Source organism: Streptomyces sp. NPDC047917 (assembly GCF_043204345.1).
GTDB classification, from domain to species: domain Bacteria; phylum Actinomycetota; class Actinomycetes; order Streptomycetales; family Streptomycetaceae; genus Streptomyces; species Streptomyces sanglieri.
Window position 1 is genome coordinate 211500 of sequence record NZ_JBIDCA010000008.1, and the last position, 15954, is coordinate 227453.

General features: G+C 70.8%; 11 protein-coding genes and 1 tRNA gene. 5 read left to right on the top strand and 7 right to left on the bottom strand.

Translation table 11 applies throughout. The features are described from left to right. The first annotated feature begins 53 nt into the window (after window positions 1-53). Window positions 54-1883: a glutamine--fructose-6-phosphate transaminase (isomerizing) gene (gene glmS / locus ACGF8B_RS20920; protein ID WP_342281506.1), complete on the top strand. Its 1830-nt coding sequence runs from the start codon at window positions 54-56 to the stop codon at window positions 1881-1883. 375 nt (window positions 1884-2258) lie between these two features. Here glmS and ACGF8B_RS20925 read toward each other — a convergent pair whose 3' ends face one another. Beyond that, entirely contained in the window at window positions 2259-2780 is a 522-nt protein-coding gene (locus ACGF8B_RS20925; RefSeq protein ID WP_093548508.1) for a universal stress protein, read from the bottom strand. A 948-nt stretch (window positions 2781-3728) separates the two neighbouring features. Between ACGF8B_RS20925 and ACGF8B_RS20930 the strand changes: the two genes are divergently transcribed. The 3 genes from ACGF8B_RS20930 (at window position 3729) to ACGF8B_RS20940 (ending at window position 5775) form a co-directional block, all read left to right on the top strand. Next, a complete protein-coding gene (locus ACGF8B_RS20930; RefSeq protein WP_392740537.1) occupies window positions 3729-4964 on the top strand; it encodes a helix-turn-helix domain-containing protein in 1236 nt (411 codons plus the stop codon). Window positions 4965-4973: 9 nt separating this feature from the next. After that, entirely contained in the window at window positions 4974-5576 is a 603-nt protein-coding gene (gene orn, locus ACGF8B_RS20935; protein WP_360544527.1) for an oligoribonuclease, read from the top strand. A gap of 126 nt (window positions 5577-5702) precedes the next feature. Beyond that, window positions 5703-5775, top strand: a tRNA-His gene (locus ACGF8B_RS20940). Window positions 5776-6456: 681 nt separating this feature from the next. Here ACGF8B_RS20940 and ACGF8B_RS20945 read toward each other — a convergent pair. The 6 genes from ACGF8B_RS20945 to ACGF8B_RS20970 all read right to left on the bottom strand — a co-directional run bounded on the left by ACGF8B_RS20945 (window position 6457) and on the right by ACGF8B_RS20970 (window position 14011). Beyond that, window positions 6457-7488 (bottom strand): LacI family DNA-binding transcriptional regulator, encoded by a 1032-nt coding sequence (locus tag ACGF8B_RS20945; RefSeq protein ID WP_392740541.1) that lies wholly within the window; start codon window positions 7486-7488, stop codon window positions 6457-6459. Between the two features lie 104 nt (window positions 7489-7592). After that, the gene (locus tag ACGF8B_RS20950; protein ID WP_392740543.1) at window positions 7593-9056 is read right to left on the bottom strand and encodes a GH1 family beta-glucosidase; all 1464 of its coding nucleotides are present in this window, start codon (window positions 9054-9056) and stop codon (window positions 7593-7595) included. 52 nt (window positions 9057-9108) lie between these two features. Beyond that, window positions 9109-10032 carry a carbohydrate ABC transporter permease gene (locus tag ACGF8B_RS20955; protein ID WP_392740545.1) on the bottom strand — a complete coding sequence of 308 codons (924 nt, stop codon included), beginning with the start codon at window positions 10030-10032 and terminating at the stop codon, window positions 9109-9111. A gap of 15 nt (window positions 10033-10047) precedes the next feature. Next, on the bottom strand, window positions 10048-11046 hold the full coding sequence (locus ACGF8B_RS20960; RefSeq protein ID WP_392740548.1) for a carbohydrate ABC transporter permease: 999 nt from the start codon (window positions 11044-11046) through the stop codon (window positions 10048-10050). 245 nt (window positions 11047-11291) lie between these two features. Next, a complete protein-coding gene (locus ACGF8B_RS20965; RefSeq protein WP_392740549.1) occupies window positions 11292-12620 on the bottom strand; it encodes an extracellular solute-binding protein in 1329 nt (442 codons plus the stop codon). A 698-nt stretch (window positions 12621-13318) separates the two neighbouring features. Further along, the gene (locus ACGF8B_RS20970) at window positions 13319-14011 is read right to left on the bottom strand and encodes a FadR/GntR family transcriptional regulator (protein WP_392740551.1); all 693 of its coding nucleotides are present in this window, start codon (window positions 14009-14011) and stop codon (window positions 13319-13321) included. 175 nt (window positions 14012-14186) lie between these two features. Between ACGF8B_RS20970 and leuA the strand changes: the two genes are divergently transcribed. Further along, window positions 14187-15953 carry a 2-isopropylmalate synthase gene (gene leuA / locus ACGF8B_RS20975; protein ID WP_392740553.1) on the top strand — a complete coding sequence of 589 codons (1767 nt, stop codon included), beginning with the start codon at window positions 14187-14189 and terminating at the stop codon, window positions 15951-15953. Window position 15954 lies beyond the last annotated feature (1 nt).

Below are 15954 nucleotides of genomic sequence, written 5' to 3' on the forward strand. Positions count from 1 at the left end.
CCACGGCTGGGCGACGGGCACCACAGGTACGTCGATGGAGGGGCAGAGAATCCATGTGCGGAATCGTCGGATATATCGGGAAGCGTGATGTGGCCCCGCTGCTGCTGGAAGGGCTGCAGCGGCTGGAGTACCGGGGTTACGACTCCGCGGGCATCGTCATCACCGGCAAGGCGTCGGCCGGCAGGCCCGCCGCCCTGCGGATGGTCAAGGCGAAGGGCCGGGTCCGCGAGCTGGAGGCCCGCGTCCCCAAGCGTTTCACCGGCACCACCGGTATCGCCCACACCCGCTGGGCCACCCACGGCGCCCCGAGCGACGAGAACGCGCACCCGCACCTGGACGCGGACAACAAGGTCGCCGTCGTCCACAACGGCATCATCGACAACGCCTCCGAGCTCCGTGCGAAGCTCGTCGCCGACGGTGTCGTCTTCCTCTCCGAGACCGACACCGAGGTGCTGGTCCACCTGATCGCCCGCGCCCAGGCGGAGACCCTGGAGGAGAAGGTCCGCGAGGCGCTGCGCTCGGTCGAGGGCACGTACGGCATCGCCGTCCTGCACGCCGACTTCAACGACCGCATCGTGGTCGCCCGCAACGGCTCCCCGGTAGTGCTCGGCATCGGCGAGAAGGAGATGTTCGTCGCCTCGGACGTCGCCGCGCTGGTCGCCCACACCCGCCAGGTCGTCACCCTGGACGACGGCGAGATGGCCACCCTCAAGGCCGACGACTTCCGTACGTACACCACGGAGGGCTCGTCCACGACGGCCACGCCGACCACCGTGGAGTGGGAGGCCGAGTCGTACGACATGGGCGGCCACGACACGTACATGCACAAGGAGATCTCCGAGCAGGCCGACGCCGTCGACCGGGTGCTGCGCGGGCGGATCGACGACCGGTTCGCCACCGTGCACCTGGGCGGCCTCAACCTGGACGCCCGCGAGGCGCGCGGGGTCCGGCGGATCAAGATCCTCGGCTGCGGCACGTCGTACCACGCGGGCCAGATCGGCGCCCAGCTGATCGAGGAGCTGGCCCGCATCCCCGCGGACGCCGAGCCCGCCTCCGAGTTCCGGTACCGCAACCCGGTGGTGGACCCGGACACGCTGTACGTCGCGGTCTCGCAGTCCGGTGAGACGTACGACGTGCTGGCCGCCGTCCAGGAGCTCAAGCGCAAGGGCGCCCGGGTGCTCGGGGTCGTCAACGTGGTGGGCTCCGCGATCGCCCGGGAGGCCGACGGCGGCACGTACGTCCACGCCGGTCCCGAGGTCTGTGTCGTCTCCACCAAGTGCTTCACCAACACGGTCGTCGCGTTCGCGCTGCTCGCCCTGCACCTGGGCCGGATCCGGGACCTGTCGGTCGCCGACGGCAAGCGGATCATCGACGGGCTGCGCAGGCTGCCCGCCCAGATCAGCGAGATCCTGGCGAACGAGGACGAGATCAAGAAGATGGCGGCCGAGTACGCGGACGCCAAGTCGATGATGTTCATCGGCCGGGTGCGCGGCTTCCCCGTCGCCCGTGAGGCCGCGCTGAAGCTCAAGGAGGTCTCGTACATCCACGCCGAGGCGTACCCGGCCTCCGAGCTGAAGCACGGGCCGCTGGCGCTGATCGAGCCCGCGATGCCGACGGTCGCGATCGTGCCGGACGACGATCTGCTGGAGAAGAACCGCGCCGCGCTGGAGGAGATCAAGGCCCGCAGCGGCCGCATCCTCGCGGTCGCCCACCAGGTGCAGGAGAAGGCCGACCACACCATCGTCGTGCCGAAGAACGAGAACGAGCTGGACCCGATCCTGATGGGCATCCCGCTCCAGCTCTTCGCGTACCACACCGCGCTGGCCATGGGCCGTGACATCGACAAGCCGCGCAACCTGGCGAAGTCCGTCACCGTCGAGTAGCCCCCGCGCACGGCCGCCGCGGGCACGGTCCCGCGTGCGCGCCCTGCCGGGCGGGCCCCGTACCCGCAGAACGGCCCCGTACCCGCCGCCACCGCGGGTACGGGGCCGTTCCACTGCCGCCGGCGGCTGCCCCGGCGCACCGGCCCGGCCGCCGTTCCGGCCCTGACCGTCACACCCCGGCCGGCAGCACGTGCGCCCCGGTACGACCGGCGCCGAGCCCCATCCGAGTACCTGTCATATACCCTTCACAAGCACGCAATTCACCTCTGTCGGACATCAAATGCCGGTTTACGAAGGCGATTTGACGCCACATCGAAAGAGGGCGCCACGACGGGCCACAGAAGTGACGAAAGGGACTTCCGGGGCGCCGGGCGATCAGGGGATGACGACGACCGGGCGCTGCGCGCGCCGCGCGAGGCGCCCCGCCACCGAGCCGAAGATCCGGCCGACGATGCCGTGCGTGGAGCCGACGACGATGGCGTCGGCCGAGTACTCCCGGCCGACCTCCTCCAGCTCGTGACAGATGTCCCCGCCGCGCTCGACGAGGACCCAGGGGACCTCGGAGAGGTAGTCCGCGCAGGCGAGCTCCAGGCCGAGCACCTCGGTGCGGTGGTCGGGCACATCCACGAAGACGGGCGGCTCGCAGCCTGCCCAGACCGTGGTCGGCAGCCGATTGGCGACATGCACGATGATCAGACCGGAGCCCGATCTTCGGGCCATCCCGATGGCATAGGCGAGGGCGCGCTCGCTGGAGGTCGAGCCGTCGAAGCCGACGACGACCCCATGGCGGAACGCGGGGTCGCAGGAATGACGTGTTTCTTCGACCGTCTGCGGGTCCGACACGGGGTCGGCCACCTGCTTGCGGTCGGCGGGTTCGGGGATTTCGTGACCGGCCATCGGTGTCTCGGCGAAGAGAGTCCTCGTGAGGAGAGCGACTTGGGGAAGGTGCGTCAGCGGGCGGTGTTGCGGTGTCCGGGAATCATCTTCCCAACCCCTTACCCCCAAGGGTACGGCGCCACTCCTCCACTGCCCAGACCCGCGCAAAGCGCGCGCGACGTTTCACGGAGCATGCCCGAGGCGGACCCGGATGGCAATGCCGCTTGTGCCGTACACCGACGCCGTCGGGCCCGGACGGCCGCCCTCGGTGACCGGACGGGTCCCGTCCGTCACCCGTACGGGACGCCGGAGGCCCCCCGCGCCCCGGTGCGGCCGCCGCGTCGATCATCACGCCGGCGCCGGCGGCGGGGCGGCGAACCGGCCCCGTGCGTCGCACCGCACCCGTTCCGGACCGCCCGCCCCGTTCCCGGCGAGCCGCCGGCCGACGACGGACACCGGCCCGCCCGGCGGAATCCGATCGCATTCGGTTGCCACCGGTCCGATCCGTACGATCAGCCGTCCGACCTGCCCAGGGGGCGCAAAGAAGCGGTTGATCACCCGGGTTGTGCGCCGGTTCAATGACTGAATCACACACGCACAACCATCTATTTTCAGCCAACTTCATACCCCTACCGACACCTTGTCGATTTGGCCGATCAACCCCCTTGTCACCAGGCAGGAAGAGACCGCGCGGTACGCTTCCACCCGACGGGGACGGGCCATGAACGCCAAGCGCACTTCCCTGGGCGTCCACCGGATGAAACGCTTCGTGATCGAATGCATCCCGCCAAGTTGCCTTGTCGACATAACGCCGGTTGGTGAACTTGTCACGCCGGCACCACGGGACGCAGTAGATTCGATCTTGGGCATCGAAGTCTGGGGAACTCGTGCAGGACCGAGGGGAAAAGTGCAGGAGCGACAGGCCCGTAAGGACCAGGGAGACGCGAACACCGAGGGGGGCTTAGCGTCATGAGCCAGGACTCCGCCGCCGCAACGGAGGCTGTACGGAAGCTCAGTGGCCGTCGACGACGAGAAGTCGTCGCCGTGCTGCTGTTCAGCGGCGGCCCCATCTTCGAGAGCTCGATCCCGCTCTCCGTGTTCGGAATCGACCGCCAGGACGCGGGAGTTCCGCGCTACCGACTCCTCGTCTGTGGCGGGGAAGAAGGGCCGCTGCGGACCACCGGGGGACTCGAACTCACCGCGCCCTACGGGCTGGAGGCGATCAGCAGGGCCGGCACCGTCGTGGTGCCCGCCTGGCGTTCGATCACCTCGCCGCCGCCCGCCGAGGCGCTGGAGGCGCTGCGCCGCGCCCACGAGGAGGGTGCCCGCATCGTCGGGCTGTGCACGGGGGCGTTCGTGCTCGCCGCCGCCGGCCTGCTGGACGGCCGTCCGGCGACCACGCACTGGATGTACGCACCGACGCTGGCCAAGCGCTATCCGTCGGTCCACGTGGATCCGCGTGAGCTCTTCGTCGACGACGGCGACGTGCTCACCTCCGCCGGCACGGCCGCCGGCATCGATCTCTGTCTGCACATAGTCCGCACGGACCACGGCACGGAGGCCGCCGGGGCACTCGCCCGCCGGCTCGTCGTGCCGCCGCGGCGCAGTGGCGGTCAGGAGCGCTACCTCGACAGGTCTTTACCTGAGGAGATCGGCTCCGACCCGCTCGCAGAGGTCGTGGCCTGGGCACTGGAGCATCTGCACGAGCAGTTCGACGTGGAGACGCTGGCCGCGCGCGCCTACATGAGCAGGCGGACCTTCGACCGCAGGTTCCGTTCGCTCACCGGCAGCGCACCGCTCCAGTGGCTGATCACCCAGCGGGTGCTCCAGGCGCAGCGGCTGCTGGAGACGTCCGAGTACTCGGTCGACGAGGTGGCGGGCCGTTGCGGCTTCCGCTCGCCGGTCGCCCTGCGCGGACACTTCCGGCGACAGCTGGGCTCCTCCCCCGCCGCGTACCGGGCCGCCTACCGGGCCCGCCGTCCGCAGGGCGGTGGCGCGGAGCCGGTGGCCCCGGTGATCGAGCCGATCGTGCCCGCCCAGGGCAGTGCGTCGATCCGGCGTGCCACGGCCACGGCGAGCTCGCCGGGCCCGCATGTCATCACGTCGCCGACGGCCGGCCCGGTCCAGTCGGAGCAGGGGAAACCCGGCCCCGACGCGTACACGACCCAGCGCCCGACCCTGCCGGGTCAACGGAGCGCCCCGTAGGGTGGGGCCATGAACGACCGCATGGTGTGGATCGACTGCGAGATGACCGGGCTCTCGTTGACGGAAGACGCACTCATCGAGGTGGCCGCGCTGGTCACCGACTCGGAGCTGAACGTGCTCGGTGAAGGGGTGGACATCGTGATCCGCCCGCCGGACGCGGCCCTGGAGACCATGCCCGAGGTGGTGCGGCAGATGCACACCGCCTCGGGCCTCCTCGACGAGCTGGCCGGGGGCACCACCCTGGCCGACGCCGAGGCCCAGGTGCTGAACTACGTCCGCGAGCATGTGAAGGAGCCCGGCAAGGCCCCGCTCTGCGGGAACTCGGTCTCCACCGACCGCGGATTCCTGGCGCGGGACATGGCGGCCCTGGAGGGCTACCTGCACTACCGGATCGTCGACGTCTCCTCGATCAAGGAGCTGGCGCGCCGCTGGTACCCGAGGGCGTACTTCAACAGCCCGGCCAAGAACGGCAACCACCGGGCGCTCGCGGACATCCGTGACTCCATCACGGAGCTGCGCTACTACCGCGAGGCGGTCTTCGTGCCGCAGCCCGGCCCGGACTCGGAGCGCGCGAAGGCCGTCGCGGCCCGTGTCGCACCGCCCGCACCGTAGGACCTCGTGAAGCCGCTGGTCATAGCCCTTTCGGGGGTCGGGACCGGCGGCTGAACAACTGGGGCGCGAGCACCCTCTCGGACCCTGTACACTTTTTCTCGGCCGGTCAGAAAAAGACCGGACATGGTGGGTATAGCTCAGATGGTAGAGCACCTGGTTGTGGTCCAGGATGTCGCGGGTTCGAGTCCCGTTACTCACCCTGAATGATCAAGGCCTGACCTGTGAAAACGGGTCAGGCCTTCTTCATGTCCAGGGACTTGGGCCTGGGGTCTCGGGGTCTTGAAGCTGGGGCCTCAGGGCCTCGGGGCCTCGAAGTCTTGAGGCCGGGGCCTCGGGGGCATCCGGCGCCGCTCCGGCGGCTCCGGCGCGCGAGGGGCACTGCCCGGGAACGCAACGGGCCGGTGCGCCGGTACACGACTCGGGCGCCGCCGGTTCATCCCCGCCGTTCTCGTTTGGCAGCGTGCCATCGAGCGCAAGAAGAGGAAGAGGAAGAGGACCTTCCTCTTCTGACCAGCGGTACACCTGGGCATCAGCGGAGCCTCCGAAGAAGGCACTGATCTCACGAAACGGTCCGCTCTCCCGTTCGCGGCAGAACGCCGGGGTCACCGCATCCTCACTCCATCAGGCAGCAGACCTTCGGAGACTGCCCGAGCCAGGCTCTCAACCAGCCCTCTCCCATGAATTCGGCAGGCCGGCAGGCCGGCGCTCCGGCATGCCCGCTCCCCGTCCGCATGCCCGCCCCCCTGTCCGTATGCCCTCTCCCCGGCCCCGGGGGGAGCAGGTCCCGGACCGGCAGCCACAGAACCCCGTCCAGGAAAGGTTCCGGGGCGGCGCACCGCAGAGAAAGGAATTCCCGCCCCCGGCAGCCGGGTGGCGCCCGTCACGAGGAGTCGCGGACGACCAGTTCGGTGGGGAGCACGATCTGGGGACGTTCCTGGGTCTCGCTCGCGATCTCCTTGAGCAGCACGCGGGCCATGGTGCGGCCCATCTCCTCGATCGGCTGGCGGACGCTGGTGAGGGCCGGGTCCATGTGGCGGGCCACCGCCGAGTCGTCGAAGCCGATGAGGGCCACGTCGTCCGGGATGCGGCGGCCGGCCTCGCGCAGGACCTGGCGGGCGCCCGCGGCCATCACATCGGAGGCGGCGAAGACCGCGTCGACGTCGGGGCGGCGGGCCAGCAGTTCACGCATGGCGCGGGCGCCGCCCTCCTCGGAGAAGTCGGCGGGGCCGATCAGCCGCTCGTCCGGTTCGAGACCGGCCTCGTGGATCGCGGCGCGGTAGCCGTCCAGGCGGCGCTGCGCACCGTGGACGTCCCCGGGCCCGGTGATCGTGGCGATGGCGCGGCGGCCCCGGGTCACCAGGTGGCCGACCGCGGCGCGGGCGCCCCCGAAGTTGTCGGAGTCGACCGCGGCGAGCGTCTCGGAGGCCGATCTGCGACCGCCCATCACGGCCGGCATGCCGAGCTGTTCCAGCAGGTCGGGCAGCGGGTCGTCGGCGTGGACGGAGACCATCAGCACCCCGTCGACGCGGTGCGCGGTCAGGTACTGGGCCAGCCGGCGGCGCTCGCGGTCGTTGCCGGCGAGAGTGAGCAGCAGCTGCATCTCGGTGTCGGCGAGCGCCGCCCCGACACCGCGGACGATGTCGGAGAAGTACGGCTCGGCGAAGAATCGGGTCTCCGACTCGGGCACCACCAGGGCGATGGCGTCCGTACGGTTCCCGGCGAGGGCGCGGGCCGCGCGATTGGGCACGTAGCCCAGCTCGGCGACGGCCGCCTCCACCGCCTCGCGGGTCTGTGCGCTGACCCGCGGTGAGCCGTTGATGACCCGCGAGGCCGTGCCACGCCCCACCCCTGCCCGTGCCGCGACTTCTTCGAGCGTGGGCCGGCCACCGCTCCGTACTCGCGCTGCCGTCATGGCTGCCTCCCGTTCGCGGTCAATTTCTCACAGCCGGGTGGCCGGGCCAAGTCCTGTGATCGGCTTCTCCGGCAGCCCGTCCGGGGACGGGCTGCCGCTCCGCATCACCCCTCTGGGAGCGCTCCCATCCTACGCTGGCGCCGGATGACGTCGGCGTACCAGTGGGCGCTCGCCTTGGGGATGCGGCGCTGGGTGTCGTAGTCGACGTAGACGGCGCCGAAGCGCTTGGAGTACCCGTAGCCCCACTCGAAGTTGTCCATCAGGGACCAGAGGAAGTAGCCGCGTACGTCCGCCCCGGCGGCCACGGCCCGTCGCACCGCGTCGAGGTGGCCGCGCAGGTACTCGATCCGCTCGGGGTCCTCGACCCGGCCGTCGGGCGAGACCTGGTCGTCGAAGGCCGCGCCGTTCTCGGTGACCATCAGCGGCAGGCCGGGGTTGTCCCGGGCCACGTCCATGAGGAGCTCGTACAGTCCGTCGGGGTCGATCGCCCAGTTCATGGCGGTGCGCGCACGGCCCTCGGCGAGGTGGAAGGCCACGTGTTCGGAGCCGGGCCACGGGGAGTGGTCGCTGTTGCCGTGGCCGTCGTCGCGTGCGTCGCCGGCGCCGTCGGCGGGCGTGGAGACCAGCGTCGGTGTGTAGTAGTTGACGCCCAGGACGTCGACCGGCCGGGAGATGACCGCCGGGTCGCCGTCGTGGACCAGCTCCGACCAGTCGACCAGGTGCTCGGTGTCGGCGATCAGGTCCTCGGGGTACGCGCCGTGCAGCATCGGGCCGGTGAAGATCCGGTTGCCCACCGCGTCGATCCGGCGGGCGGCGTCCGCGTCGGCGGCGCTGCCGGTCAGCGGGCGGACGTGGTGGAGGTTGAGGGTGACCGAGATCTGCGCGGTGGCGGGGAGGCGGTCGCGCAGGACCTCGGTCGCCCGGCCGTGGGCGAGGTTGAGGTGGTGGGCGGCGCGCAGCGCGGCGGCGGGCTCGGTGCGGCCCGGGGCGTGCACGCCGGAGCCGTAGCCGAGGAAGGCCGAGCACCACGGTTCGTTGAGGGTGGTCCAGGTGGTGACCCGGTCGCCGAGGGCCCCGGCCATGATGTCGGCGTAGTCGGCGAAGCGTTCGGCGGTCACCCGCTGGGGCCAGCCGCCCGCGTCCTCCAGGTCCTGGGGCAGGTCCCAGTGGTAGAGGGTGGCGACGGGTGCGATGCCCGCTTCGAGGAGTTCGTCGACGAGCCTGCGGTAGAAGTCCAGGCCGCGTTCGACGGCGGGGCCGCGGCCGGTGGGCTGCACCCGGGGCCAGGAGACGGAGAAGCGGTAGGCCGTCAGGCCGAGCCGCTTCATCAGCGCCACGTCGTCGCGGTAGCGGTGGTAGTGGTCGGCGGCGATGTCTCCGGTGTCGCCGCCGAGGACCTTGCCCGGGGTGTGGCTGAAGGTGTCCCAGATGGAGGGGGTCCGGCCGTCCTCGGCGGCGGCGCCCTCGACCTGGTACGCGGCCGTGGCCGCCCCCCAGACGAAGCCGGTCGGGAATTCGGCCGCCTCGGGTGCGGCCTTCGGGGCGGTGTCGGGTCGTACGGCAGTCATACGGGAGCGCTCCCAGGATGGTTGGGCGGGGATGGAAGTGAATGGTTCGGTATCAGCCCTTGACGGCGCCGGACATGATCCCGCCGACGATCCGTTTGCCGAAGACCACGAAGACCACGAGCAGCGGGAGGGTGCTGATCAGCGCGCCCGCCATCACGATGCTCTGGTCGGGGACGTAGGAGGCGCTCAGCTGGCCGAGGGCCACCTGGAGCGTGGGGTTCTCCTGGTTCAGGGCGAGGTACGGCCAGAAGAAGTCGTTCCAGGCCTGTACGAAGGTGAGCATGCCGAGCACCATCATGGCCGGGCGGGCCACGGGGAGCACGATGCTCCACACGACGCGGAGGTTGTTCGCCCCGTCCACCTTGCCCGCCTCGATGAGTTCGTAGGGCAGCGCCTCGCTGAGGTACTGCCGCATGAAGAACACTCCGAACGCGCTCACCAGCGTCGGGAAGATCACCGACTCCAGCTGACCGCCCCAGCCGATGTCGGACATCATCATGAACAGCGGTACGACGCTGAGTTGGGGCGGGATCGTGAGCGTGGCGACGACCGCGGTCATCAGTGCGCCGCGGCCCCTGAAGCGCATCTTGGCGAAGGCGTAGCCGGCCAGGGTGCAGAAGAAGAGCGTCGCCGCGGTGATGCTCGCGGACACGACGAGCGTGTTCCAGATGGCCTTGCCGAGATGGGCCTGTTCCCAGGCCGCTTCGAGGTTGTGGAACAGGTTGCCGCCGGGGACGAACGGCGGGGTGGTGTCCAGTATCTCGTCCTGGGTACGGGACGCGGCGACGAGTGTCCAGTACAGCGGGAAGAGGGAGCCGATGCCGACGACGGCGAGGGCGACGTAGGCGAAGGGGCCGGCGTGGTGCTGGCGGCCCGCGCCCTGCTTGAACCTGCTGCGCCGCGAAGGAGTGCCGGGGACTGCGGCCCTGGACACCTGGCGGTGGTCCGGGGCGGTGACGGGGCTGGTCGTGGTCATGGGTATCGCTCCCGGTCAGGCCGAGGTCTTGCGCACGGAGCGCCCGACGAGCCAGTTGATCGCGGCAATGAGCAGCAGCAGGGCGAGCATGGCCCAGGCGACCGCGGCGGCCGGACCGAGGTGTCCGAGCTTCCAGCCGTAGTTGTAGAGGTAGACGCTGAGCGTCTCGTACTGGTGCTCGTTGCCCCCTTGCGCTCCGATGGTGCCGCCCTCCAGGAGCAGCGGCTCGCCGAACAGCTGCATCGACCCGATGGTCGAGATGACGATCGTGAAGAGGATCGTGGGCCGCAGCGCCGGGATCGTCACGTTGCGGAACTGCTGCCAGCGCGAGGCGCCGTCGAGCGAGGCCGCCTCGTAGAGGTCGGACGGGACGGCCTGCATCGCGGCCAGGTAGATCAGGGCGTTGTAGCCGGTCCAGCGCCAGATCACGATGACCGAGATGGCGATCTTGGACGACCAGTGGCCGTTGGCCCAGTTGGTGTCGCCGAGACCGATGAGGTCGAGGGCCCAGTTCAGCAGACCGCCGTCGGCGCGGAAGACGAGGGCGAAGACCAGGGCGGCGGAGGCCACGGAGGTGGCGTACGGGGTGAGGATCACCGTCCGCCAGAAGGTGCTGGCGCGCAGCCTGTAGTTCAGCAGGTGGGCCAGACCCAGCGCCACCAGCAGCTGCGGGACGGTGGAGATCACGCCGATGACGAAGGTGTTGCCGACGGCCGTCCAGAACTCCGGGTCCTGGAGGACCCTGCTGAAGTTCTCCCAGCCGACCCATTCCATCCGGTCGAGGCTGATCATCTCCACCCGGTGCAGGGCGATCCAGCCGGTGTAGAGGAGGGGGTAGAGCCCGAAGGCGCCGAAGACGAGGAAGAAGGGGGCGATGTAGGCGTAGGGGGACGCCTTGTCGTCGAATCGCCACAGCCGGCCGCGCCATGCCTGGCGGCCGGGGGACATGGCCCTCGGGACGCGACGGCCCGGCTTCGGACCGGGTGCGCCCCGGGCGGGGATCGAGGTTGCCACAGAGGGGAGTCCTTCACTGGGGTGTGCCGACACCGCGGGGGCGGGCCGGATTTCCGGTCGGGTCCGGCGGTGGTGTCGGAGTCCGTGCGCGGGGCCGGCGGGCGGGGCCGGCGGGCGGGGTCCGTCCGGCGGATCGGGGTCGGGCCCCGGCCGTGATCCGGCGGACAGGCCCTGGGGGCGGCCCCGGTGCGGGCGGGCCGGGACGCGGATGTGGGGGTCCCGGCCGCCCGCGTCGATGGGGATTCTCAGCCGATCACCTTGTCGATGGCCTCCGTGGCGGCCTTCCAGGCGTCGTCGGGCTTGGTGCCCCGCTGCTCCATGTTGTTGATCTGGGTGGAGATGCTGTCCTTGATGATGCCGTCCTTCGGGCCCAGCACGGCCGCGGGGATGACCTGGGCCTCCTCGGCGTAGATCGCACCGATGGGGGCGTTGTTGAAGTACGCGAGCTTGGCGCTCTTCACCTCGGGGAGCTCGTAGGCGCCCTTGTTCGACGGGAAGACACCGACGGCCTTGAACACGGCGGCCTGCTGCTCAGGGGCGGTCAGCCACTTGACGAGCTTCTGCGCCTCCTCGACGTTCTTGCCCTTGGCGGGCACGGCGAGGAAGGAGCCGCCCCAGTTGGCCGCGGTCCGGCCCGGAGTACGGGCGATGTCCCACTTGCCCTTGAACTCGTCACCGGCGTACGTGGCGATCTGCGCGGCCATCCACGCGGGGCAGGCGACCGTGGCGACCGTGCCCTTGCGCAGTGCGGCCTTCCACGGGTCCTGGAACTGGGCCAGGCCGGCGGTCAGATCCTTCCCGGCGGCCTCGGCGGCGAGGCTCCAGCCCGCCTTGACGCCGGCGCTGTCCTTGTAGATCGCCTTGCCGTCCTTGGCGTAGTACTGCTCCTCGTTGGAGGAGACCACGCTGTTGTACATGGCGCTGGCCGAGTCCATGTAGAAGGTGCCCTTGGGGGCCTTCTTCTTGTACTCCTCGCCGAGCTTGAGGTAGTCGTCCCAGCCTCCGGCGACCTTGGCGGCGACCTCCTCGCGGTCGGCCGGCAGGCCGGCCTGCTCGAACAGGTCGCGGCGGTAACAGAGCGACATCGGGCCGATGTCGGTGCCCGCGCCGATGACCTTGCCCGCGTCGGTGGTGGCCTGCAGCGCCTTCCAGCCGACCCACTGGTCGGCGTCGATGACCCCGGCCAGGTCGGCGAAGGCGTCCGCCTTGGTGTCGACGAGCTCCTTCACCCGGCCGACCTCGATGCCCTGGACGTCGGCCAGCCCGCTGCCCGTGTTGAGCTGCTGGAGGAACTTCGGGTAGTAGACCTGCTCGTCGGCGGTGACGTTCTCCTTGACCGTGATGTTCGGGTGCAGTTCGTGGTACTTGGCGAAGAGCCCGGCCTCCTTGTAGCCGAACTGCCCGAAGTCGGCGACCGTCAGCGTGACGTTCCCGTTCGCGTCGGGGCCGGTGCTGCCCGACGGGTCCGAGTCGCTGCTGCAGCCGGTCAGCAGCAGGGCCGAGACCGTCAGGCCGGTGGTGGCCAGGACCGCGGCTCTGCGGCTCCGGCCGGTGACGGTGCGGGTGATGCGCATTCCACTACTCCTTGTTCCGGGGTGGGACGTTCCGGGGGTGACGTACCGGGGTGAGGTTCAGGGGCGGGGCTTCCGGGGCGGGGCGCTCCGGGGGCGCTCCGGTGGGGGAGGGCGCGCGTGGTGCCGTTCGGGTGGGCGGACCCACCCGACGTGGGAGCGCTCCCATGCATCGATGTCGGAAGGTTCCTGCCTCGGAGGGGTGGGTGTCAAGAGTTGAAGGCGCTTCCGTTGCCCGAGCGTGTCCGGCAAGTCACGGGACCGTGTCCCTCCGAGGTCTTGCCACAAGTCGGCCGCGCCGCCCGGGGTTTCGCACTGCCCGGAGAAAGTGCAGGCCGGCGGCCCGGCGGGGAGGTTCCACCGCGCCGGGCCGCCCTGCCGGGCCACGTTTCGGCCCGTCGCGGCGAGCGGCTCCCGCCATCCCCGGTTCACACCCGCCCAGCCGCCGGAAGGTGAACGGGACGCCGCGCGGCGGGGGCAGCCGGGGGTCGACGGCGTACGTCCGCCTTCTTCCTCCGAAGCCGGTGGCGGACCCGGGCTTCGGAACAACCGCGTCGCGAAGGCCGCCCTGCCAGTACCGCGCGCAGTCGTGAAGGCTGCCCGCCCCTGCGCCGCCCACGGTCACGAAGACCGCCCCACATCACGCAGGTGCTGGAGACGGCCCGGCGCACGCCGCCCGCAGTCGTGAGGGCCGCCCGGCCCTACGCCGCCCGCAACCGGGCCAGCGTGGCTTCGAGTTCCGTCTGCGCGGCCCGGCCCGCCGACTCCGCGTCCCCGGCCACCACGGCCCGCACCAACGCGTCATGGGTGGCGTCGCCGTGGTCCGGGTTCTCACGGCGCAGGCCGAAGAGCTCCACGAGGTCGATGAGCCCCTGCCGCAGCGCGGGCGCGAACTCGCCGAAGAGGTCGGTGAGTACGGGGTTGTGCGCGGCGGCCACCACGGCCCGGTGCAACGCGATGTCCGCGTCGACGAACTCCGCGTCTCCCCCGGCGCCGGCCGCCCGCCGCGCGGTGAGCGCCTCGTCCAGCGCGGACAGGTCCTCGTCCGTGCGGCGCCGTGCGGCCAGCCGGGCGGCCTGCACCTCGATCAGCATGCGCACCTCGTACACATCGGCGATCGCGGCCCGGCGCAGCCTCGTCGGCCAGTCCTCCGTCACCCGGTCGGCGATGACGAAGACGCCCGCGCCCTGCCGGGACCGGAGCAGTCCGAGGGTGGCCAGGGTGCGCACCGCCTCGCGGACCGTGGAGCGGCCCACGCCGAGCGTCCTGGCCAGGGTCGTCTCGCCGGGGATCCGCATGCCGACCGGCCAGTGCCCCTCGGTGATCTGCTCGCGCAGATGGTTCGTGGCCTGTTCGACCAGGGGGCTGGGGCGGAGCGGACCGAGCGAGGACACCGGGATTCACCTGTCAGGTTGTCTGAGGACTTGCTTTCTGGCTACTCTACCGGCCATGACGCACAGCGGTCTCCTTCTTCTCGGCTGCCGCGGCGGGGCCTGAAGCGACCGGCACCCCGCCGCGGGGTGCCGTGCTGCGCCGGTCGCATCCGGCGATCCGAGAAGAGCCCTCTTCATGTCCGACCGTCTGTCACCGATGCACGGCTTCCCCACCGTCTGTACCCCGCGCGGGCCCGTGCCCGCCGACGCGCCCCGCTGGAATCCGCAGCGGGCGAGCTCCATGCCCTCGCACCGCTACCGTTCGGCGTTCGACCGCGTCGAGGTACCCCTGACCGGCCGCACCTGGCCGCAGGCCCGTATCGAGCGCGCCCCGCTCTGGGTGCCCGTGGACCTGCGCGACGGCAACCAGGCGCTGGCGGAGCCCATGGACACACCGCGCAAGCGCCGGATGTTCGATCTGCTCGTCGCCATGGGGTTCAAGGAGATCGAGATCGGCTATCCGTCCGCGAGCCGCACCGACTTCGACTTCGTCCGGCATCTGGCCGGGAGCGACGCGGTGCCGGACGACGTCACCGTGGTCGTCTTCACCCCGGCCAGGCCGGACCTGATCGAGCGGACCTTCGAGTCCGTCGAGGGGATGGCCCGCGCGGTCGTCCACCTGTACATCCCGACCGCGCCCGTCTGGCGCGACGTGGTGCTCGGCCGGGGCAGGGCCGAGGTGCACGGCACCGTCATGAAGTCCGCGCGGCAGATGGAACGGCTGGCGCGGGCGCGGCCCGGGGCGGACATCCGGTTCGAGTTCTCCCCCGAGGTGTTCATCCTCACCGAGCCGGACTTCGTCCTGGAGATCTGCAACAGCCTCACCGAGCTGTGGGACGCCTCGCCCGACCGGCCGGTCATCCACAACCTGCCCGCCACGGTGGAGATCGCGACGCCCAATGTGTACGCGGACCAGATCGAGTACATGCACCGCCATCTGGACCGGCGGGACTCGGTGATCCTCTCCGTCCATCCGCACAACGACCGCGGCACCGGCACCGCGTGCGCCGAACTCGCCGTCCTGGCGGGCGCGCAGCGGGTGGAGGGCTGCCTGTTCGGCAACGGGGAGCGCACCGGCAACGTCGACCTGGTCAACCTGGCCCTCAATCTGCATGCCCAGGGCGTCGATCCGATGATCGACTTCTCCGACATCGACGAGATCCGCCGCACGGTCGAGTACTGCAACCGGCTGCCGGTGGCGCCCCGCCATCCCTACGGCGGGGATCTCGTGTACACCGCGTTCTCCGGCACCCACCAGGACGCCATCAGCAAGGGCTTCGCCCATCACGCGAGCAGCGGCTCCGAGCTGTGGTCGGTGCCGTATCTGCCGATCGACCCGGCGGATGTGGGGCGTACGTACGAGGCCGTCATCCGGGTCAACAGCCAGTCCGGCAAGGGCGGCATCGCCCATCTGCTGCGGAGCAACTACGGGGTGGACCTGCCGGCCCGGCTGCGCGCGGACTTCTCCCGTACGGTGCAGGCCGCGACCGACGACAGCGGTCTGGAGGCCACGCCCAAGGATCTGTGGGAGCTGTTCGACGCGACGTACCTGACCCCCGGGCGGGCCGGGAGCGTGGCCCTGACCTCCTGGTCCACGGACCGGAACCCGGCCGGTGAGCACCGGTTCATCTGCACGCTGCGGGTGGACGACCGGGAGGGCGACTACGAGGGCACGGGCAACGGCCCGGTGTCGGCGTTCACCCGCGCGCTGGCCGCAGCGGGCATCGAGGTGGACATCCTGGACTTCACGGAGCAGGCGACGGGTTCGGGGCAGGGCAGTCCGGCGATGGCCTACGTGGAGTGCCGGGTGGGCGGTGAATTGCGCTGGGGTGCGGGCCAGGACACCTCCGTGCTGACGGCCTCGATCCTGGCGGTGCTGTCGGCGGTGAACCGGGCGGGCTGAA

What these genes read in the sequence shown, in the direction of transcription:
- glmS (WP_342281506.1), top strand. Translation starts at nt 54, where the DNA reads ATGTGCGGAATCGTCGGATATATCGGGAAGCGTGATGTGGCCCCGCTG.
- ACGF8B_RS20925 (WP_093548508.1), bottom strand. Translation starts at nt 2,780, where the DNA reads ATGGCCGGTCACGAAATCCCCGAACCCGCCGACCGCAAGCAGGTGGCC.
- ACGF8B_RS20930 (WP_392740537.1), top strand. Translation starts at nt 3,729, where the DNA reads ATGAGCCAGGACTCCGCCGCCGCAACGGAGGCTGTACGGAAGCTCAGT.
- orn (WP_360544527.1), top strand. Translation starts at nt 4,974, where the DNA reads ATGAACGACCGCATGGTGTGGATCGACTGCGAGATGACCGGGCTCTCG.
- ACGF8B_RS20945 (WP_392740541.1), bottom strand. Translation starts at nt 7,488, where the DNA reads ATGACGGCAGCGCGAGTACGGAGCGGTGGCCGGCCCACGCTCGAAGAA.
- ACGF8B_RS20950 (WP_392740543.1), bottom strand. Translation starts at nt 9,056, where the DNA reads ATGACTGCCGTACGACCCGACACCGCCCCGAAGGCCGCACCCGAGGCG.
- ACGF8B_RS20955 (WP_392740545.1), bottom strand. Translation starts at nt 10,032, where the DNA reads ATGACCACGACCAGCCCCGTCACCGCCCCGGACCACCGCCAGGTGTCC.
- ACGF8B_RS20965 (WP_392740549.1), bottom strand. Translation starts at nt 12,620, where the DNA reads ATGCGCATCACCCGCACCGTCACCGGCCGGAGCCGCAGAGCCGCGGTC.
- leuA (WP_392740553.1), top strand. Translation starts at nt 14,187, where the DNA reads ATGTCCGACCGTCTGTCACCGATGCACGGCTTCCCCACCGTCTGTACC.